The 20,168-nt window shown below is 31.8% G+C and carries 21 protein-coding genes; 14 read left to right on the top strand and 7 right to left on the bottom strand.

Translation table 11 applies throughout. The features are described from left to right. From AACY61_RS00370 to AACY61_RS00340, 7 genes are all read left to right on the top strand, one after another. Positions 1–151 (top strand): type IX secretion system membrane protein PorP/SprF (locus AACY61_RS00370; protein WP_339609066.1); only part of this gene is annotated, 151 nt, incomplete at its 5' end. Between the two features lie 18 nt (positions 152–169). After that, positions 170–2,101: an OmpA family protein gene (locus AACY61_RS00365; RefSeq protein WP_339609064.1), complete on the top strand. Its 1,932-nt coding sequence runs from the start codon at positions 170–172 to the stop codon at positions 2,099–2,101. A 117-nt stretch (positions 2,102–2,218) separates the two neighbouring features. Next, a complete protein-coding gene (gene idi / locus AACY61_RS00360; protein ID WP_339609062.1) occupies positions 2,219–2,731 on the top strand; it encodes an isopentenyl-diphosphate Delta-isomerase in 513 nt (170 codons plus the stop codon). Positions 2,732–2,733: 2 nt separating this feature from the next. After that, positions 2,734–3,144, top strand: coding sequence for a 6-carboxytetrahydropterin synthase (locus AACY61_RS00355; RefSeq protein WP_339609060.1), 411 nt, complete (start codon positions 2,734–2,736; stop codon positions 3,142–3,144). Between the two features lie 2 nt (positions 3,145–3,146). Beyond that, positions 3,147–3,602, top strand: coding sequence for a peroxiredoxin (locus tag AACY61_RS00350; RefSeq protein ID WP_339609058.1), 456 nt, complete (start codon positions 3,147–3,149; stop codon positions 3,600–3,602). A 3-nt stretch (positions 3,603–3,605) separates the two neighbouring features. Beyond that, positions 3,606–4,583 (top strand): type I phosphomannose isomerase catalytic subunit, encoded by a 978-nt coding sequence (locus tag AACY61_RS00345; RefSeq protein ID WP_339609056.1) that lies wholly within the window; start codon positions 3,606–3,608, stop codon positions 4,581–4,583. A gap of 269 nt (positions 4,584–4,852) precedes the next feature. Beyond that, positions 4,853–7,099, top strand: a complete 2,247-nt coding sequence (locus AACY61_RS00340; protein ID WP_339609054.1) for a hypothetical protein — start codon at positions 4,853–4,855, stop codon at positions 7,097–7,099. A 5-nt stretch (positions 7,100–7,104) separates the two neighbouring features. On the opposite strand, the gene AACY61_RS00335 is transcribed toward AACY61_RS00340, so the two are convergent. The 7 genes from AACY61_RS00335 to AACY61_RS00305 are packed head-to-tail and all read right to left on the bottom strand — an operon-like array spanning position 7,105 to position 14,054. Continuing rightward, positions 7,105–8,217, bottom strand: coding sequence for a glycosyltransferase family 1 protein (locus tag AACY61_RS00335; RefSeq protein WP_339609052.1), 1,113 nt, complete (start codon positions 8,215–8,217; stop codon positions 7,105–7,107). After that, complete coding sequence (locus AACY61_RS00330) at positions 8,205–10,256, bottom strand: glycosyltransferase (protein ID WP_339609050.1); 2,052 nt, start codon at positions 10,254–10,256, stop codon at positions 8,205–8,207. Before AACY61_RS00330 ends, AACY61_RS00335 begins: the two co-directional genes overlap by 13 nt. 52 nt (positions 10,257–10,308) lie before the next feature. Next, entirely contained in the window at positions 10,309–10,977 is a 669-nt protein-coding gene (locus AACY61_RS00325; protein ID WP_339609048.1) for a sulfotransferase family 2 domain-containing protein, read from the bottom strand. Between the two features lie 3 nt (positions 10,978–10,980). Continuing rightward, entirely contained in the window at positions 10,981–11,664 is a 684-nt protein-coding gene (locus AACY61_RS00320; protein WP_339609046.1) for a sulfotransferase family 2 domain-containing protein, read from the bottom strand. A 7-nt stretch (positions 11,665–11,671) separates the two neighbouring features. Next, a complete protein-coding gene (locus AACY61_RS00315; RefSeq protein ID WP_339609044.1) occupies positions 11,672–12,466 on the bottom strand; it encodes an ABC transporter ATP-binding protein in 795 nt (264 codons plus the stop codon). Next, positions 12,466–13,332: a hypothetical protein gene (locus tag AACY61_RS00310; RefSeq protein ID WP_339609042.1), complete on the bottom strand. Its 867-nt coding sequence runs from the start codon at positions 13,330–13,332 to the stop codon at positions 12,466–12,468. The genes AACY61_RS00315 and AACY61_RS00310 overlap by 1 nt, the downstream gene beginning before the upstream one ends. Then, positions 13,329–14,054, bottom strand: coding sequence for a methyltransferase domain-containing protein (locus AACY61_RS00305; protein ID WP_339609040.1), 726 nt, complete (start codon positions 14,052–14,054; stop codon positions 13,329–13,331). Before AACY61_RS00305 ends, AACY61_RS00310 begins: the two co-directional genes overlap by 4 nt. A 189-nt stretch (positions 14,055–14,243) precedes the next feature. On the opposite strand from AACY61_RS00305, the gene AACY61_RS00300 reads away from it, so the two are divergent. The 7 genes from AACY61_RS00300 to AACY61_RS00270 all read left to right on the top strand — a co-directional run. Continuing rightward, on the top strand, positions 14,244–15,269 hold the full coding sequence (locus AACY61_RS00300; protein WP_339609038.1) for a hypothetical protein: 1,026 nt from the start codon (positions 14,244–14,246) through the stop codon (positions 15,267–15,269). Continuing rightward, entirely contained in the window at positions 15,241–16,098 is an 858-nt protein-coding gene (locus tag AACY61_RS00295; RefSeq protein ID WP_339609036.1) for a hypothetical protein, read from the top strand. Before AACY61_RS00300 ends, AACY61_RS00295 begins: the two co-directional genes overlap by 29 nt. Beyond that, positions 16,095–16,919, top strand: a complete 825-nt coding sequence (locus tag AACY61_RS00290; protein ID WP_339609034.1) for a hypothetical protein — start codon at positions 16,095–16,097, stop codon at positions 16,917–16,919. The genes AACY61_RS00295 and AACY61_RS00290 overlap by 4 nt, the downstream gene beginning before the upstream one ends. A gap of 15 nt (positions 16,920–16,934) precedes the next feature. Beyond that, positions 16,935–18,164, top strand: a complete 1,230-nt coding sequence (locus AACY61_RS00285; RefSeq protein ID WP_339609032.1) for a cation:proton antiporter — start codon at positions 16,935–16,937, stop codon at positions 18,162–18,164. A 65-nt stretch (positions 18,165–18,229) separates the two neighbouring features. Beyond that, positions 18,230–18,484, top strand: a complete 255-nt coding sequence (locus tag AACY61_RS00280) for a hypothetical protein (protein ID WP_339609030.1) — start codon at positions 18,230–18,232, stop codon at positions 18,482–18,484. Further along, positions 18,481–19,860 carry an amino acid adenylation domain-containing protein gene (locus AACY61_RS00275; RefSeq protein ID WP_339609028.1) on the top strand — a complete coding sequence of 460 codons (1,380 nt, stop codon included), beginning with the start codon at positions 18,481–18,483 and terminating at the stop codon, positions 19,858–19,860. Before AACY61_RS00280 ends, AACY61_RS00275 begins: the two co-directional genes overlap by 4 nt. Positions 19,861–19,961: 101 nt before the next feature. Continuing rightward, positions 19,962–20,168 (top strand): acyl-CoA dehydrogenase family protein (locus AACY61_RS00270; RefSeq protein ID WP_339609026.1); only part of this gene is annotated, 207 nt, incomplete at its 3' end.

Genomic DNA, 20,168 nt, shown 5'->3' with positions numbered 1-20,168 from the left:
ATTTCAGGTTTCAGATGGTCTCTTTTTAGGTTTTGCTTATGATAGAGAAACTACAGATTTAACAAAATACAACGATGGATCATTTGAATTTTTCTTGCGATATGAAATATTCAAATCGAAAGACAGAATACTTTCGCCTAGATTCTTTTAACAACTTAAACACTTAGTGATGAAAATAAATACCAAAATAGTTTTAATCCTTGTGATATTTTTCTCTACAGCAGGTTTGATTGCTCAAAAAGCTCAAATCAAAAAAGCTGATAGAGCCTATGATCAGTATTCTTATATAGATGCACAGAAAATCTACTTGAAAGTTGTAGAAGAAGGATATACATCTGCAGAGATTTATAAAAAATTAGGAAATACTTATTACTTTAATAGTGAATATTCAAATGCTGCAAAGTGGTATGAAAAACTTATAATTGAATTTCCTGAGGAAACTGAACCCGAGTACTATTTTAGAGCTTCGCAAAGTTTAAAAAGCAAAGGTGACTATGAAAAAGCTGATGAATTTATGAATGCATTTGCTGAAAGTGGTGGATCTCAACAAATTATTCAAGATTATAAGAATAATAAAGACTATTTAAACTCAATCTTAAGTTTGGAGGATAAATATGTTTTCGAGAAAACAGAAATAAATTCTGAATATTCAGACTTTGGCCCCTCTTTTTATAATGGTAAATTAGTTTTTGCTTCTGCCTCAGGTTTAGGAGTTGTGAAGCCAAAAATCCATGACTGGAATGCCCAACCTTTTTTAAATCTATATGTAGCTGATAAAAATGAAGATGGCAAACTTTCAGGGGCCACACTTTTATCAGAAGATATTAATACAAAATTTCATGAGTCAACCGCTGTCTTTGCTAAAGATGGAAAAACAATTTATTTTACCAGAAACAATTACATTGATGGAAAAAAGAAAAAGGATAAAGACAATTTAATAAGATTAAAAATCTACAGAGCGACAATGTTAGCTGAAAACACCTGGACAAATATTGAGGAATTGCCTTTCAATGATGATTCATATTCTGTTGCACACCCAGCTTTGAGTGTAGATGGAAAGAAGTTGTACTTTTCATCGGATATGCCGGGTACCACAGGGCAATCAGATTTATGGTATGTTGACATTTTAGACAATGGTAGTTTTGGTAATCCTGTAAATTTAGGAGTTTCCATCAATACAGAAGCCAGAGAGTCATTCCCTTTCATAAGCGATGAGAATGTGCTTTATTTCTCTACTGATGGCAGAGCCGGGCTTGGTGGATTTGATGTTTTTTATACCGAATTAAATGAACAGGGCTTACCAACTAAAATAAATCCTTTAGGAACACCAGTTAATAGTAGTAAAGATGATTTTGGTTTTATTCTTGACACTAATTCAAATATTGGTTTTATCTCGTCAAACAGAAGTGGTGATTCAGGTAGTAAAGATGATGACATATACAGAATTAATAGAATTTGTGAAATAACCATATCAGGCCTTGTAACTGATGAAGATACAGGTGAATTATTACCGGGTTCTTTAGTTACTTTAATGGATGAGGGTAACGAAGTTATTTCTACTACGACCGTAGGAAGCAATGCTAAATATACTTTTAAAGCAAATTGTGATAAAAAATATATAATTAGAGGAACCAAGGAAAACTATAACCCAACAGAAAAAGTCATCAATACACCTGAAAACTCCTCAAGTATCGATGTTCCTTTAATGCTGAAATCTTCAGACCCCTGCCCACCAAACGATTTGGGATGCAGGCTTACACTTCAACCCATCTATTTTGATTTTGACAGATACAATATCAGACCTGATGCAGCTGTTGAGCTCGCTAAAATATTAGCTGCAATGAAAGAATATCCAGAACTGATAATACACATTGAATCTCACACAGATAGCAGAGGAAGTGATGTTTACAATGAATTACTTTCTGAACGCAGAGCACAGTCTACTTTGGAGTGGTTAGTAAGTAAAGGAATTGATAGAGATAGACTAAGCGCAAGAGGCTATGGAGAATCAAGATTAATAAACGAATGTTCTAATGGAGTAGCTTGTAGTGAAGAAAAACACCAATTAAACAGGCGATCCATGTTTATAATTCAGAATTAAAAGTTAAGTTTTAAGTTAGAGTAAAAGCGTCTTAAACTGATAAATTTCAGTTAACGAGACGCTTTTTTTTATTGAAACTTAAAACCGATTTTGTATTTTTGAGAAAAAGAAATTGATATGCCAGAAGAAATGGTCGTCCTGGTCAATGAAAATGACGAAAAAATAGGACTGATGCCCAAGCAGGAAGCTCATGAAAAAGCACTTCTTCATAGAGCTTTTTCAGTGTTTGTTTTTAATGATAAAAATGAACTTATGCTTCAGCAAAGGGCTTTTGATAAATACCATTCACCTGGTTTGTGGACTAACACATGTTGTAGCCATCAACGGGATGGTGAAAGTAACATCGAAGCAGGCAAGCGCCGCCTGCAAGAAGAAATGGGATTTGTTACAGGACTTAAAGAAACCATTTCTTTTATTTACAAAGCTCCTTTTGATAATGGATTAACAGAACATGAATTTGACCACATTCTCACCGGACACTTCAATGGAGTACCCATTCTTAATCCTGAAGAAGTTGCAAACTGGAAATGGATGACAATTTCAGATATCAAAAAAGATATTGTTTTAAACCCACAAAGCTATACTGCCTGGTTTAAAATTATTTTTGACAAATACCAAGAACACATATAATTATGCCACTAACGGTTTATAGAAAAGCACACTTCAACGCAGCACACCGTCTTTACAGAAAAGATTGGAGTGAAGAAAAAAACAATGCCATTTTTGGAAAATGTAACAACGTAAACTATCACGGTCACAATTATGAACTTATTGTGGGTCTTAGTGGCGAAATTGACCCCGAAACCGGCTATTTAATTGATTTAAAAATTTTAAAAGAGCTTATTTTTCAAGAAGTTGAAAATCCTTTTGACCACAAAAACCTTAATCTTGATGTCCCGGAATTTAAAGATTTAAATCCCACAGTCGAAAACATTGCAGTTGTCATTTGGAATAAACTAAGAAGAAAGCTTGAAAAAAAATACAAAATTTCGGTAACTCTATATGAAACCCCAAGAAACTATGTAACTTATACAGGAGAATAACGATGAGCATTACTATTGGTGATACCATACCCGATTTCAAATTGACAGACCAAAACGGAAACGAATTTGATATCAAATCTGTAAAAGGAAAAAAAAAGCTTGTAATTTATTTCTACCCAAAAAACTTCACACCGGGTTGTACAAAAGAAGCGTGTAGTTTTCGTGATAGCTATAAAGATTTTGAAGCGCTTGGAGCAACTGTAATTGGAATTAGTGCAGATTCTAAAAATTCACATGAACGATTTGCAAAAAAATACAATCTACCATTTATATTACTTTCAGATGAAAACGGAAAGGTAAAAAGAAAATTTGGCGTTAAAAATGACCTTTTTGGACTTCTTCCCGGAAGAGAAACCTATATTGTGGGACAAGATGGTCGCGTTTTGTATGTGTTCAATTCTATGAATGCTTCTCGTCATATTAAAAAAGCACTTGACGTATTAAAGGAAACATATTAATTTATGAATATACCTGCATACCCAATCAAGTTTCAACCCATTTTAAAAGAAAAAGTTTGGGGAGGAACGAAGTTAATGAAACTTCTCAACAAGAGTTCTTTGGCTTCTAATGTGGGTGAGAGTTGGGAAATTTCAGATGTTGAAAATAATATTTCAGTAGTTTCAAATGGTCTATTAAAGGGCCAATCTATTTCAGAGATTGTTCGTGATTATAAAGAAGAGTTGCTTGGAAAACACGTTTTTAAACAGTTTGGGAATAAATTTCCGCTTTTGTTTAAGTTTATAGACGCCAAGAAAACCCTTTCAGTTCAATTACATCCAGATGATGTGCTGGCAAAGAAGCGGCATAATTCCTTTGGTAAAACCGAAATGTGGTACATCATTCAAGCAGACACTGATAGTGAGTTAATTTTAGGGTTTAACCAAAAAATAAACAAAAATATTTTTTTAAATGCTGTTGAAAATAATCAAATAGAAGCGATTCTTCACAAAGAAAAAATTAAGCAGGGTGATGCTTTTTATATTTCACCAGGGCTTGTTCACGCCATAGGAGCCGGAGTGTTGCTAGCTGAAATTCAACAAACATCTGATGTTACATATCGCATTTATGACTGGAATAGACCCGATACAAATGGTCAATTAAGGGAACTTCACAACGATCTTGCAATCAATGCTATCGATTTTGACGCAAACACAAACAAAAAGTTTTCAAGTGAAAAGAAAAATTCCCCTTTACTTGTTGAATCTCCTTATTTTTCAGTTAGTGTTTTTAACACCAAAGACCAAACTTATAGAAATATATCAAAAATTGACTCATTTGTAGTTTATATGTGTGTTTCGGGAAATACTGAAATAAATTGCGAAGGAGCATCTGAAAACCTTATAACTGGTGAAACAGTTTTAATTCCTGCAGCTGTTCAGGAAATTTATTTTAAAAATGGTAATGCACAACTGTTAGAAATTTATGTGCCAATATATTAAATACAAATATGGTAAATAGTCAAAACTCCGGTGAATCAACTGTGGATAAAAATAATCTATGGGTATTTGGATTGATACTTTTGCAATTAATAGCAATTAATCTATTGGTCTTTTGGTATGACGTTGAATCCTTTTTGAATTTAGATAAACTTCTGCTTGTTGCTTCTATTGGGTTTTTAGTTAACTCAATCATTTCACGTCCTTACAGGTTGTATTTTTTCTTATTACTTGGCTTGGTTTTATTGTTCCTGATAAATGGTTTAACCGGAATGATTGGAGTATTAAGTATAGGTGTTATTGTAACACTAATTTCAGTTTTTTTAGAAAAGTTTTTAAGAAACATTTTACTTGTCCTTGTCTTTTTAGGACTAATTGTGTTAATGGCCTTAAAACCAGATTGGTTAGTGCCACATTTAGTAGTTGTTTCAACTTTAGGTTCAATGTTTATTTTTAGATTATCAATTTTTCTTTTTGATAAAACGTATCAAAAAGAACGGCCTAAGTTAATTAAAGATATTACCTATTTTTTTATGTTGCCAAACATGGCAATACTACTTTTTCCAGCAGTTGATTATAAATTATTTTTAAGAAATTACTATAACGACTCGGCGATTTCAATTTATAAAAAAGGGGTACAGTGGATTGTTTTAGGGCTTTTTCATCTGTTGGTATACCGTGTGATTTATTATTACTTTTTATTACCACCCACTGAAGTTACAGACGTTGTTTCATTATGGCATTATATGACAACCAATTATTTATTAATTATTAGACTCTCGGGATTATTTCATATTTCTGTAGGCGTTTTATGTTTATTTGGTTTTAATCTGCCAAGAGTATTTGATAATTATTTTTTAGCCTCCGGTTTTTCCGATTTATGGAGACGGATTAATATTTACTTTAGAGATTATTTGATAAAGCTTTTTTATTACCCTTTATTTTTTAAACTTAGAAAATATGGAGATTTAAATGCTAAAGTTTTTGCAATCTTAGTTATATTTTTTATTACTTGGTTTTTACATTCTTTTCAATGGTTTTGGTTGAGGGGTTATTTTCCACTCAGAATGGTTGATATTGTTTTTTGGGGTGTATTTGGCATTTTAGTTGCCGGAAATGCAATTTGGGAATCAAAAAGAAAATCCAATCAAATTGATGAAAAGTCCTGGAAATATTCAGCTTTAATGACAACTCAAATTTTGGGGATGTTTTTAGTTATGAGTGTTTTGTGGTCCATTTGGTCTTCTACAACAATGGGATCTTGGTTTTATGTTGTTAAAAATATATTAGTAGGTAGTCAATTACAATATCTATCGTTATTTATCATTTTAATTGTAACATGGATATTAGGTACAGTTACTTACAGATTTTTTGAATTAAAAGAGTTTGGAAAAGTTGTGGATCCAGATCCTAAAACAAAACTAGCTAGTTTTTGGTCAATTGCAATGCTTTTTCTTTTAATGGTATTTCAATTGCAACCCGTTCAAACTTTACTTGCAAAACAAAGTAATATTGATTTAATTGGTTTTTTAGAGCCTAAACTAAATATAGCCGATGAAAATTTACTTGTTGATGGTTATTATGAAGAGATACTTATTGGTAATGAGTTAACAAACCCGGTAGGCGAGATTGTTGAGCGAAGAGGTCGAGGCAGGTTTATTAATTCTGAAGGAGCCATTATAGTAGAAGACATTAGAAATGTAATAGGCAAGCCAAACATCACTTTTACATTTAAAGAAAAGCCTTATACAACAAATTTTTTAGGAATCAGAGACCAAAATTATTCCAAAATAAAACCATCAAATACAATTAGAACAGGAATTTTGGGTGGATCATATGTTAATGGTTCCGGGGTGGCAGATCATGAACTTTTTGACGAACTTCTAGAACAAAATCTAAACAGTTTAAATAATAAAGTTGATTATGAATTCTGGAATTTTGGTAATCCCGGTTTTGATTTAGTACAATGTATTTATGATTTTGAAATGAAACAAGGCGTAAAGTTTGATTTTGATAACTTAATAATCGTTTCTCATGGAGTAGATAAATTTAAAAATCTTAAAACGATTGCTACTGCTATTGAGTCGGGAAAGGCCATTCCATATGATTTTGTTCAGGAAATTATTGACAAAAGTAATGTTAATAAAAATGCAAACTCCATGTCGGTTTATGATAAATTAGTACCATATGCCGATGAATTATTAGTTGACCTTTACCAATATTTATATGATTTTTGTCTTCAGAATAACATAAAACCCATTTGGATTTACTGGCCAACTACAGATGAACATCCTACTGTAAAAACTTACCCAGAGGACATTTCAGTTATAGTCGAAGAAATTGGTTTTACAGTTATTGGCCTTACTGATGTTTATAATGATTATAATCCTTACGATTTATTTGTTGCGCCTAAAGACAAGCACCCCAATGCGTTGGGTCATTCTTTAATTGCTGAAGAGTTGTTTGAGATTTTTAAATATTCACCGGAAATTTTGAACCAAATGAAAAAAACTGATTAAAAAAATTATTCATTATCCGTCAAAATAATTAATTCTTCCCAAATTTGATTACCAAAATTCTGCCAGGAAAATTGTGCAGCGTGTTGTTTTAATCTTTGAATAATAATTTCTCTTTCTTCACTTTTTAAGGTTGCCACTTGCTGCATAACTTTTGACAACTCAAGAGGGTCTTCATTTTGGATATAAAAAGCATGTTTGCTTCCAACTTCCGGCAAACTGGAATTATTTGTTAGAATTGGAATTGTTCCCAACCTGATGGACTCAAGAACAGGAAATCCAAAGCCTTCATATTTTGAAGGATAAATCATAGCTGTAGCATTTTGATATAAACTACATAGGGTTTCATTATCTACAAAACCCGTAAAAATAATATCATCTTTAAACGTATGATTTGAAATCTTTTCATAAATAATGTTAGATTTCCAGCCTTTTGCTCCTGCAATAATAAGTTTATATTCAGGATTATTCTTCTTAAATATTTCAAAGGCCTCCAAAAGTAGTAAATGATTTTTTCTGGGTTCAATAGTGCCCACAGTTAAAAAATACGGAAAATTGAACGGTACTTTTAAAGGCAAATGTTCATTTTTATTTGACAAAGTGCTATCAGGATATATTTTTACAACTTTGTCTTTGGAATTGGTATAATGTTTTAAGATGTCCTGCTTGGTATAATTTGAGTTTGCTATCAATAAATCTGCTTTGGCGATTATTTTACCTAAGAATAATTTCTGTAAAAACCAACTGAAGAATCTGTGATACTCTGGAAATAAAATAGGAGTTAAATCATGGATTACAGTGACTCGCTTTATGCTTGAAGGCAAATTAAAGGGGCCAAAGTGTGCTGGTTCAATGACGATATCTACCTTCTGTCGGACTAAAATAAAAGGAATAATACAAAACAAACGAAAACTTGCATAACCTATCGGTAGCTTTGTGGTTTTGACAATAATTTCTTTAACTCCCTCAATTTTTGGTTCTTTTTTTTGCCTGATTAGCAGGATTTCGTGAGTGGTATTTGTTTTTATTATTGCGCGAATCATTTCTTTTGTAAAGACATGAACTCCGGCGTTTTGATTGTCTAAGGCATCAGCTATTATGGCGATTTTTAAAGGGCGCATTTCTTATATACTTTCAATGTTTCCAATGTAGTTTTTCTCCAACTATAAGTCAGTGATTTTTCAAAACCTTTAATAGCTAAATCATTTCTTAATGTTGGATTTAAAAACAACAATTCCATTTTATCTGCAATGCTTTGAGGTTCATGTGGGTTAGCGACAAGGCCACTATCACCAATAACCTCTGAGAGTGAACTTATTCCACTGTGAATTACAGCTGTTTTACAACTCATGGCTTCCAAAGGAGGCAATCCAAAACCCTCATAATAAGACAGGTAGCAAAAAGCAAGTGCACTTGAGTATATGGCTTTTAAATCAACATCATCTATATAGCCTGTAAAAATAATATCATTTGTTTCTTTAAATTTTTCTAAAGAAATACTGTCAACTTTCCATCCTTTCTCACCCGCAATTACTAGGTTTATATTAGAATGAGGATGTTTGTTTTTAAAAGCTTTAAAACCTTTAATGGTATTAGTTATATTTTTTCTGGGCTCTATAGTTGAAAGACAAAGAAAATAAGGTTGATTGAAAATTTGATATTTATCTCTTATATGTTTCTGGTGGTTTGTATTAATATTGGGTTGAAATAGTTTGGTGTCTGAAGCTTCATAAATAACATCAATTTTATTTAAAGTTAAATTATAGATTTTTTTTAAATCTTCTGATGTGTTACTGGAGATAGCAATAAAATTAGCGTCCTTTTTTTTACAAAAAGCTATTCCCTCTTCAGAGAGATTAATATTAAGTTCAGTATGATATTTAGGTAATAATTTGTGTGTAATGTCATGAATGGTAACAACAATCTTACTTTTAAAGTGCTTAACTTTCTCATAGTTCTGAGGTAAAGGAAGGTGTACTATATCATATTGGTTTGATAAATTTGAATGATGTTGCAGGATTTTCTTTTCTTCTTTTATTAGCGTATTTTTCTTTGTTTTTCTTAGAAATTTTCTTGCCGGACTTTTTCTATAAATATCTGCCAGAGGAATGTATATATTCTTTGGAAGCTTATTTTTTATCAAATTCTTCAGGGATAAAAGATGATTTTCATAATTGTGGGTTGCGATTTTAAGTGAGTCTATGGCATCAAAATAATTTATTATTGGAATAATCTTGTTGTCAATCAAAAGGTCAAAACTAAAATGAGAACTGCCTTTTTTTTCCAATACTTCAAAATTTCTTAATAATTGCGTGAGATATACCTTTATGCCGTCATTTTTTATGTCTAAAAGTTTATTGGCTTCAATAAGGACTTTTAATTTCTTTTTTTCGTTGGTATCTCCTGAGGAAAGAATCCCCAGCTTTTTAATTTCTAATTCGTCGATTATACTATTTTGAGGGGTATTGGAGGGGCTTGGATCATAGCCCATAGTTTCCATAGCTTCACCATGAAGTTGCCAAAATATATTTAAATAATCATTAGGAAACTCGTTTTTCCAACCTCCTGAAATTCCTTTTCTAAAGAATTTTTTTGCAAATTCATTTTCGTCTATTTTAATTATTTTTGAAGTTGTTTGTCCCCCATATTTAGGTTTTCCGTATTTCATACTTTTAAAATCGGGCAGGTTTTCCCAATTCCCTTGGGGTAGTGGAATTAACTTTTCAATCCGTTCAAATACCTTTTTGGGATTGGAAATCAGGTCTTCATATTTTATTATTATATCAGCTCTTTTTGCCCAATGAGTCACGTTATTTGACCATCCTCCAAAATAACTTCCTTCTGCAGCAATTATAGCTTCTTCAAGGTTGTTTTTAAAATCTGAACCCGGTTCAACAATATCACTTTTATGATGAGCTATGGATACCAAAGCATCTCTACCGTCTCTAACCAGATAGATGGCCGGTATGGTTTCATCTTTTGGTTCCAATTCTGAAGGAAGTAAGTGCGTTTTTACAAAATCAAAATCGGCATAATTATCATCAACCGGATAGCCAGCCTCTTTATGCCAAGTGCTCGACTCTATTCCATAAACATAGAATAGTATGTTTCTGAAAAAAGTGTTTCCAGACCTGGGGAAAGAAGCTATCCAGCATTTCATAGATTATTCTGTTTTATGCGTTTATTGAAAGGCCTTTAATGAAAGACCATTGTTATTTATTCACCTGTTTACTATGTCTTATTTCAAGTGCTTTTTGATACAAGAGCAGGTCATTTTGGTTTAAGGATTTTATTTCTTGAATTTCAGTTTCTGTAATTTTTAAATAACTAATCTCAAAGTGTTTGTTTTTGTTAAGGTCGGGTATTTCAAATAAATTTATTTCCAACTTCTTACACAAGTTTTTTATATCCTCTGAAAAGGATTCCATTACACCTAGAAAATATATTTTTTCAAGATCAATTCCATCCAGAAATTTACTTTGCCTGTTTTGACTTTCTTCTAACCGAGCATATTCCATTAAGGTTTCATTTTTTCTTGATAATTCGCTTTTATTTACTTTTCCCTCAATTATTCTTTGCTTGAAAAACAAATAGTTGGATACCACTCTGTCGACAGGGTTTCTTAGGAAAGTGATTATTTTTACATCTTTATTCATTTTGAGAACAAAGTCTATTTCTTTATAGTGCAGATGTCCATGTAGTATTTTATGCTCTTTTGAAATGTGATTTTTAATTATTTCAGAATTATCTTTTATAGAATTTTTGATCAACTCTTTTCTTTTGATTGTGCAAATTTCATTGGAGGAGTATTTTTTTTGAAGTACATTCAACAGACTTGTTCCAGCTGTTTTAGGTATATGAATATGAATGATTTCTAACATTTCCTATAAAGATTTTCCTCTAAGGTTGAGCGCCATTTTATACAACTCCATGTCGTCTTGATTGAGCCATTCAATTTCTTTTTTTGTTTCAGAATCGATACTATTTTTTATAAGAGGTGTTTTGTTTTGATGAACTATATTTGGGAGTGATTTCCAATTTAATGTACTCGCTATTTCAGTTAAGTCACTCTCAAAATCCTCTTGAATACCCACAAAATCAAATTCTTCAAGGGTAATCCCGGAAAGGAATCTGGATTGACGGTTTCTGTTTATATCATCTCTGGCGTATTCCAATAATGAGCGTTGCATTTTGCTAAGGATGTTCAGGTTATTTTGTTCTTCGTTCAATAGTGTTTTTAATCTGGATTCCAGATAAAAATAGTTTGAGATTACTCGCTCCACGGGGTTTCTTAACCAGGTAATTTTTTGAATTTCTGTTGGGATGTCAAAAAGAGTTTTGAGGTCATCATAAGCAAAATGACCATGGATTACTTTAGCAGCAGGTAATTTTTTATTTGTATATAATTCCTGATTTAATCTTACCACCCCTTTATTATTAATGTCAAATCTTACCACCCCTTTTTCTCCATAAACTTCTTTTAAAATATTTCTGAATGAAGTGCCTGCCGTTTTGGGAATGTGAAGTGAGATTAATTCTAATTTATATTTTTTTTTAAAAAACATCATTTTTAAATCAGCTTAAAAATTCTCTTGATACAAGTTTTGCACATTCATCTATATAAAACTCCATACCTTCCTCCACATTTGTACCTTCGTAAACAAACTTACCCTTATCTATAACCATTATTCGGTTTGCTAACACTTTAACTCGTTTAATGTTATGTGTAATAAAAATGATGCAACAGTTTTTTGAAATAGATTTGAGATTTTGAAAGCACTTTAATCTGAATGAAGCATCACCCACCGCTAGGCCTTCATCAATTATCAATACATCAGGTTCTGTGCCCACAGCAATGGCATAGCCCAATCTTGATCTCATTCCTGATGAATAGGTGCCTAAAGGAGAATCTATAAAATCCCCAAGCTCTGAAAAATCAATAATCCAATCAATTTTTTCATTTATTTGTTCAAGTGTAAGTCCAAACATTCCGCCTTTAATAAATATGTTTTCCCTTCCGCTAAAATGGGGATGCATACCAGACTTAATAGCAAACAAACTGGAAACTTTACCATTTACTGTAATTTGTCCTTTATCTACAGGATAAATTCCTGCAATCAATCTCATTAAAGTTGTTTTACCGGAACCATTATTTCCCAGAATACAGAGCAAATCTCCTCTATGCACTTTTAGGCTCACATCATTTAAAGCCCAAAATTCCTCTTTTCTGAGTTTATTCCTTTTTAGGTCTGTTCCAACTGCAATTTTACCAAGGTCGGTTATGCCATGCAACATGCTCCATTTTAAGTTTTTGCAAAACTTTTTACTCACGTTTTCTACTTCAACCAATAGCTCTTTTTCCATTTCCATCAAAGTGTCATTTTTTCAATTACCCAAGGTGTCGCTAAATAATAAAACCGTATGGCTAGCAATAATAAAATCAAACTCCCAAGAGAAATCCATAAATAAATGTTCCAATTTTCAAAACCACCACCAAGGAGTAAGTTTCTGGGAAACTCAATAAGATAAGTCAAGGGATTCCATTTTATAATACCAAGAATTAAATCACTGGCAACTGCCGTTGAATAAACAACCGGTGTCAGGTATTTTAATACCTCCATAAAATTATTGAATATAAGATTAAAATCCACAGCTATCACTTTAATTACAGAAAATAGAAGCCCTATACTTATTCCAATGGCTATGAGTGGCAGTAGTGCCGGTAAAAATAACAGCGAAGTCCAGGAAAACTTAACACCAAAAAACGCCAAAACTAAAATGGACAATATTAACGGAATCATAAAATCAAAAAAGGAAATAATAATTCTTTCAACTACTATGATTATTTTTGGAAAATTATTTTGAATTATTTCACTCCCTTTTGTGGTTAGGGAATCACTTATTCCCTTGTAGAAACTTATAAAAAAAGCCCAAATTGAATTGCTTAAAAGCACAAATGCTATATAAGGTACTTGTGTGTCTCCTGGATTAAACAATCCTGAAGCCTGTAAAATAACCCAAATAAACACAGAAAGTAAAGGCGAAATAAGAATCCAGGTGTAACCAAGCAACGATTTTTTGTATTGTTGTGTGATCGATAGTTTAACTAAACTGTAGAGTAGGTGTCTGTAATGCTTGACGTCAAAATATAATTCTTTCAAATTGCCTATCAGGCTTTTTCCCTGATAGCTTTTTGAGGTATATACATTGCTTTCCATTAGTATTTTTTTATTCATTTCAAAGAAATCAACCCATAAACAGCAGGTACGCCAATATAATTATTTTCATCCAATTTTAATGAAATGGTAGTTACTCCATGGTCTAAAATATTAAAACTTTCGGGAATAAAAATTTTATCAATGTCCCTGAGGTTTACACCAACCATTTTAGTTATTTTTTCTGTCAATACCCTTTGCAATTGAGGTGGAAATTTACCCAACTTTCTTTTTAGGTCTAAAAAAAATATTCCGGCGTCTGTAGATAATTCGGTAAAATACAATTTTCCATTATTTTGCATTAGTATTTTTATTGCTTCAGTAAATTTTTGTCTGTCAACTTCCAGGATTTGCTGCAGCATTCCACGCATATAAAGATTGCAAGGGCCATAATTATTAGAAAATGTTTTTATTTCATCTAAATTCAGTATGTCTAAAGAGCAGAATTTTACATTCTCGTTTCCATATTTTTGATTTGCAATTTTAATTGCCTCTTCTGAAATGTCTGTGCCAATAACAACATCAAAATGTTTTTTTAGAAACATGGATTGTGTGCCAATACCACAACCAATATCAACTAAAGGTAAAGAGCTTTTGAAATATTGAGTTATAATTTCTAAATCGAGTTTGCTTGCTTTATCAGGAGCTACATCCCATGGTATTTGAGATGTTTCATAAGCCATGGTTTTGTAATAGGCCTCCCAACTTGACTTGTAATATTTTGATGATGGATCTGAAATCATTATTTAGGCTGATAAATAACAAAGTTAGTGTTTTAATACCCTCAAATTTAAAGAAAGAAGTTATAAATGCTAATTTTTTATATAAATTAGTAGCCAAAATCTTTTAGAAGCTTGACTTAATCGAAATTTATTTAATAAAAATAAGCCTCATTAATAATCAATAATTACAAAAGTAGTATTTAAAAAAACATGGAATTAAACAAAAGAAGAGTCGTTTTTCATAGGTTTTTTAATATCTACAACGGTGGTACAAGTGGGGGTCAAATAAAAGTAAGAGATTATTTTGAGCACCTTAAAGACTCTGAATATTTTTTGCCAAAAGTATATTTTAACCCCGAAACTAGTTGGTTTGATAACCCAGGTAACGTTTGGACTTCATATAGAAACACCATAGATGAACTTAAAGTATGGGAAATAGAAAAAAATGATATACTGTTGTTCTCCGGAGTTGACTGGATGATTCTTGATGAAAAACAGAAGCTTACCCCCCCGGCACCTGTAGTCAATATTGCTCACCCCCGCCACACAAGACCTCAGGACAAGAGAAATAAGTTTCTTAAGTATCCTGCAATTAGAATAACTAAAAGCAGTTTAAGCAAAAGCATACTTGAGAAATATGGAGTTAATGGTCCCGTATTTTTAATCCCGGATGCCATTGATCCAAAAGACATTCCAACCCCCAAATTAAATCCTGAAATTGATATTTTAATAGTAGGTTTAAAAAATCCTGAACTGGCACAAAAAATTTATAAAACTCAGCTGTTTTTAAATAAATTTAGAAAGAAAAAGCTAGTCATAAAAGTACAACTACCGCCAAAGCTGCCTACTCGTACCGATTTTTTAAATTTAGTCAATAATTCAAGAACCATTGTTTTTTTACCCTTGGAGGAAAAATTTGGTTCTGAGGGATTTTATTTGCCTGCACTTGAGACTATGTTTATGAAGAAACTTGTTGTTTGTCCTTTTGCCATAGGAAATATTGATTTTTGTATAGATGGTAAAACGTGTATTATGCCAAAATATAATTTTCTGTCCATAATATTCTCAATTAAAAAGGCTCTAAATATGACTGACTATGAAAGAGAACGATTAATTGCAAATGCAAGCGATATTACCAAAAACCATCTTTTGGAAAATGAACAAAAGGCACTAATTAATCTTTTAAAACAAGTAGATACCATTTGGAATGATAAAACGCTTTTTAACAAAACCTAAACCTTCAGGGCGTAACGTGATTTTGACGGGTATACCACGTTCCGGCACTACACTTTGCTGTAAAATACTGCTTGAGGTTGAAAATCAAATAGCTTTAAATGAACCCATTGCAGCACACTTTTTCAGGAGTAAATTAACTCCTGAAAAAGTAGTTAAAAATGCCTTTGCAACCTACAGAAAGCAACTATTAAAAAATCAAGCCGTCCCTGTAAGAACAAAAGCAGGAAAGATTACAGACAATGCATATTCCACAGATAATAAAACAAGAAAATTGGTGCTGGAAAGAACTTTGGTGAAATTTGATAAAAACGTAAATTCAGATTTTACTTTAATTTTAAAACATTGTGCCGAGTTTACTCTAATTTTAGACCAGTTAGATAAAAAATTTGAATGTTTTGCTATTGTAAGAAATCCACTATCAGTATTGGCGTCTTGGCATAGTGTTAATGTATCTGTTAGTAGAGGTAAGGTTTCTAAGGCAGAATTGTTGAATCCCAACTTTAACAATCAGCTGGAAAAAATTAAAACACTTGAAGACAAACAAATGTTTATATTAAATTGGTATTTTTTACAATTCTCTATGTTGTCACCACAAAACATCATCAAATATGAAGATATAATAACAACACAAGGCAGGGCCCTATCTATTATTTCAGGGAAAGAAACTTTTTATACTGATGAATTGAGTGATCAGAATAAAAATTCTCTTTATGATAAACAAGCAATGGCAAGTTATCTAAAGATATTGCTGGATTGTAGTGATGGGGCATTTTTAAATTATTACTCCTTTGAGGATATTGAGAGTTTTGCAACCCAATTGAAACTATGATTCAAAAAAATATCATACTAACAGGTCCGCCACGTTCGGGAACTACTTTGACTTGTAATTTGTTAAACAGATTACCAAATGTAGTTGCATTGCATGAGCCAATGAATTTAAAATTATTTCCCAACAAAAGTGAAGGATTAAAAAACACAATTGAATATTTTGAGAACATGCGAAGGATGATTGATGAAGAAGGTTATGCAATTTCAAAAGTAAAAGATGGGGCAATACCTACAAACCCTTTTGAAGAGGGGGAATCAAACAGATCAAGTATAGTAAAAAAGGGAAAATTTAAAATCGAAAAACAATTATCATCAGATTATATACTTGTTATCAAACATAATGGTCATTTCACTTTTTTGTTAAACGAACTCAAAAACCATTTTCCTTGTTATTCAGTTATCAGAAATCCAGTGTCGACTATTGCCTCCTGGAATTCAATCAATGTCCCGGTTTCAAAAGGAAATTTAACCGTTTTAAAAGGGTTAAATCCGGTTTTATTTGAAGATTTAAATACCATCGATAACTTGTTTTTGAGGCAAATTGCACTTTATAATGAAATTGTAAAAAGCTATTTATTATTAAATGAAAAAAATATTATCAGATATGAAGACCTTATTACAACATCCGGTAAAGTGCTATCAGCAATAACAGGAGTAGCAACCGAACTACAGGTAAAGTTGATTAACAAAAACATAGTAAATAGTTATAATTTTGATCAAATGGAATTGATTGCTAACCAACTATTAAGAGATCAAGGGGCTTGGAGGGAATTTTATACTGAACAAGAAATTTTAGATACATTAAAGCATTACAATCAATAAAGTTATAAAGGATAAATGACCTACTTAGAGATTTTTGTCAAAGTTGCTGTTGCCCTAGCATTAATTTTGGCTGCATGTCAAATAATTGGAGGATTAGCTAAATACATTTCACAACCAAGAGTTGTAGGTGAAATGATAGCGGGCGTAATGCTTGGCCCAACAATTTTCGGCAACCTTTTCCCAGATTTATACATTCAAGTTTTTCCACAAGATGTTATGCCTTTCTTGTTTGTAATTGCTAACATTGGGCTATCCTTATACATGTTTCTTGTGGGCAGTGAAATAAATTTGTCTTTATTCAATAAAAAGCTCTTGAAAGATGCCGGAGTTATTTCAGCCTCTGCAATAATAACTCCCTTTTTATTTGGAGTTTTGGTAATGTTATTTTTTGGAGATGTTCTGAATACTAAAGAAATATCCACTTTTTCATTTACCATTTTTATTGGAACCGCCTTTGCAATAACAGCATTTCCGATGTTAGCAAGAATTTTACAAGACAATAATATAATAAAAACAAAAATTGGAGGGCTTGCCATGGTTTCAGCAAGCATTCAGGATGTTATAAGCTGGATGTTACTGGGTTTGGTAACAGTTTTGTCAATAGGCGATAGTTACACTAAAATTTTAATAATGATTTTTGGTGCAATTATTCTTGTTCTCTTTTTGTTTTATATAGTTAGACCTTTTCTAGCCTATTTTATCAATAAAACTAAAAATCCAAATCAAGATAATACCGCATTTAGTGTAGTAATATTCCTCTTAATAGTTTGTGCCATTTTTACTGACTATCTGGGACTATATTCTGTTTTTGGAGGATTTATGCTTGGACTTGCTATGCCAAGAAAAAATGATTTTATTGAAGCAGTTTCAATTAGAGTCAAAGACATTACTTTAGTACTTCTTCTTCCTGTATTTTTTGCTTTTTCGGGACTTAATACAGACATGACAATACTCTCAAAATCTGGAATTCTTGGACCAACGTTTATTATTTTGTTATTTGCATTTGCAAGTAAAATAGTACCTTTATTTGGGTCAATGAGATTAAGGGGTTATTCTAAAAAAGACTCTTTTTCAATAGCATCTCTAATGAATGCAAGAGGGTTAATGGAGTTAATAATTGCAAATATTGGAATGATGTATGGCTTGATTGATCAAACACTTTATGCAATTTTGGTAGCTATAGCTATTTTTACTACAGTTACTGCATTGCCTCTATATAAATTTAGCCAAAAGTTTAAAGATTAAAACAGAACAAAATTTATTCATTTAATAATAATTATTTTTAAATTGTAACCTTTCAAACAAGAATTATGGAACAAGTAAAAGATAAACAATTCCTATTGGATTACATCAAGACAGAATTTTTAAGCAATACAGAAATTAAAGATTTTAATGAAGAAACTCCCTTAGTTTCAAGCAGAATTATGGATTCAATTTCAACCATTCAATTGGTTGATTTTATTGAAAAAGAATTTGAAATTGAATTTTCTCATCATGAAGTAGATCAGGAGAATTTAGATTCTGTCAATTTGATGTGGGAATTTATCAAATCAAAAAAACAGTGAACCTTAAACTGAACAAACTTGAAAATTTATTAGAATTATCTGCACAAAATTGGCCGTTTAAAATTGCGATTGAAGAAGAGGGGCGCTCCATCAGTTATAAAAATCTAAACAAGCTTTCAAATAGAATAGCAAGAACCCTAAAGGAATCTTTAGGAGAAAGTCATATAAGAGCTGCTGTTTATTTCCCAAAATCCATTGAATCTGTTGCGATAATTTTTGGAATTTTAAAAGCCGGAGGAACATACATCCCATTGGATTATGAAGCTCCTGAATCTAGAAATCTATTTATAATCAAAGACTGTGCGGTGTCAGTAATTTTTACTACTTCAGATAAATGCCCTTCATTTAAAAAATGTTTATCAGGAAGCATTCAAGAATTTAATGTTGACGGTTTAAAACAAGTTTCATTATTACTAACTAAAACTATTCCTTTTCAGCCTGATGATCTAGCTTATATGCTGTATACTTCCGGTTCTACCGGAAAACCAAAAGGGGTTATGTTTTCACACAACAATGCATTAAGTTTTATTAACTGGTGTTCAATTCATTTTTCCCCTGATGAGAACAGTGTTTTTTCATCACATGCACCATTTCATTTTGATTTATCAATTTTAGACCTTTATCTGTCCATAAAGCACGGATCAAAATTAATATTGATTAGCTCCAAAGAAGCCAAAAATCCCTTAGCACTTTCCTATTTAATAGAAACTAAAAAAATATCTCACTGGTATTCAACTCCCACGATTTTAAAGTTGATGGTTAGTTATGGTAAAATTGAAAAACATGATCACAGTTCGTTGAAATTTGTTTTGTTTGCCGGAGAAGTCTTCCCGACTGAACCACTAAAAAAACTAACTCTACTTTGGAAAACGGCAAGATTTTTTAACCTTTATGGGCCAACCGAAACGAATGTATGTACTTATTATGAAGTAAAATTACCCGTTGGCGAGGATAGAACACAACCCTTTCCAATTGGCAAGACTTGTGAGGGACTAAAATCAAAAACCGTTATCACAGAAGAGGGTAAACTGGAATTGCTCATTTCAGGACCCGGAGTATGTCAAGGCTATTGGAATAATGAGGATTTAAATAAAAGTTCATTTGAGAACTTTGATGGAGTTGTTTGGTATAAAACAGGTGATTTGGTTGAGCAAGATTCAGAAGGAAACTACATTTATTTGGGAAGGAAAGACCGTATGGTTAAAAAAAACGGTTTCAGAATTGAACTTGATGAAATCGAAAATACCATCAATAGTTTACACCAATTTGTTGACGTTGCTGTAATTGGAAAAATCAATGCAGATTTTGAATGCAGAATTATTGCATTTTTACAAACAAAAGGCGAAGAAGTAAATTTTAAGGAATTATTGTTTTGAAAATATGCCGCATTATATGACACCCGATGAATTTGTAATTTTGGAAAATATTCCCAAAACAAGTACTGATAAAACTGACTATCAAAAATTAAATAATTTAAATGAATTTTGAATACACCAAAGCCCAACTGGAGTTGCAGGATGAAATTTCTCATTTTGTAAAGCATACAATTAATAAACTGGGGTTTATTAATAAAAAAAGACCTTTCAATGCAGAAGAGTGGAAGGAAGTTGGTAAACTAAAAATCCAAGGGTTACCTATACCTGTGGAATATGGAGGAAGAGGCTTTGATTTGCTGTCATCAACA

It is taken from the genome of uncultured Planktosalinus sp. (assembly GCF_963973675.1).
In the GTDB taxonomy this organism is placed as follows: Bacteria; Bacteroidota; Bacteroidia; order Flavobacteriales; family Flavobacteriaceae; genus Planktosalinus.
This window is presented reverse-complemented; position numbering and strand designations above follow the sequence as displayed.

What these genes read in the sequence shown, in the direction of transcription:
- AACY61_RS00365 (WP_339609064.1), top strand. Translation starts at nt 170, where the DNA reads ATGAAAATAAATACCAAAATAGTTTTAATCCTTGTGATATTTTTCTCT.
- idi (WP_339609062.1), top strand. Translation starts at nt 2,219, where the DNA reads ATGCCAGAAGAAATGGTCGTCCTGGTCAATGAAAATGACGAAAAAATA.
- AACY61_RS00355 (WP_339609060.1), top strand. Translation starts at nt 2,734, where the DNA reads ATGCCACTAACGGTTTATAGAAAAGCACACTTCAACGCAGCACACCGT.
- AACY61_RS00350 (WP_339609058.1), top strand. Translation starts at nt 3,147, where the DNA reads ATGAGCATTACTATTGGTGATACCATACCCGATTTCAAATTGACAGAC.
- AACY61_RS00345 (WP_339609056.1), top strand. Translation starts at nt 3,606, where the DNA reads ATGAATATACCTGCATACCCAATCAAGTTTCAACCCATTTTAAAAGAA.
- AACY61_RS00340 (WP_339609054.1), top strand. Translation starts at nt 4,853, where the DNA reads ATGATTGGAGTATTAAGTATAGGTGTTATTGTAACACTAATTTCAGTT.
- AACY61_RS00335 (WP_339609052.1), bottom strand. Translation starts at nt 8,217, where the DNA reads ATGCGCCCTTTAAAAATCGCCATAATAGCTGATGCCTTAGACAATCAA.
- AACY61_RS00330 (WP_339609050.1), bottom strand. Translation starts at nt 10,256, where the DNA reads ATGAAATGCTGGATAGCTTCTTTCCCCAGGTCTGGAAACACTTTTTTC.
- AACY61_RS00325 (WP_339609048.1), bottom strand. Translation starts at nt 10,977, where the DNA reads ATGTTAGAAATCATTCATATTCATATACCTAAAACAGCTGGAACAAGT.
- AACY61_RS00320 (WP_339609046.1), bottom strand. Translation starts at nt 11,664, where the DNA reads ATGATGTTTTTTAAAAAAAAATATAAATTAGAATTAATCTCACTTCAC.
- AACY61_RS00315 (WP_339609044.1), bottom strand. Translation starts at nt 12,466, where the DNA reads ATGGAAATGGAAAAAGAGCTATTGGTTGAAGTAGAAAACGTGAGTAAA.
- AACY61_RS00310 (WP_339609042.1), bottom strand. Translation starts at nt 13,332, where the DNA reads ATGAATAAAAAAATACTAATGGAAAGCAATGTATATACCTCAAAAAGC.
- AACY61_RS00305 (WP_339609040.1), bottom strand. Translation starts at nt 14,054, where the DNA reads ATGATTTCAGATCCATCATCAAAATATTACAAGTCAAGTTGGGAGGCC.
- AACY61_RS00300 (WP_339609038.1), top strand. Translation starts at nt 14,244, where the DNA reads ATGGAATTAAACAAAAGAAGAGTCGTTTTTCATAGGTTTTTTAATATC.
- AACY61_RS00295 (WP_339609036.1), top strand. Translation starts at nt 15,241, where the DNA reads ATGATAAAACGCTTTTTAACAAAACCTAAACCTTCAGGGCGTAACGTG.
- AACY61_RS00290 (WP_339609034.1), top strand. Translation starts at nt 16,095, where the DNA reads ATGATTCAAAAAAATATCATACTAACAGGTCCGCCACGTTCGGGAACT.
- AACY61_RS00285 (WP_339609032.1), top strand. Translation starts at nt 16,935, where the DNA reads ATGACCTACTTAGAGATTTTTGTCAAAGTTGCTGTTGCCCTAGCATTA.
- AACY61_RS00280 (WP_339609030.1), top strand. Translation starts at nt 18,230, where the DNA reads ATGGAACAAGTAAAAGATAAACAATTCCTATTGGATTACATCAAGACA.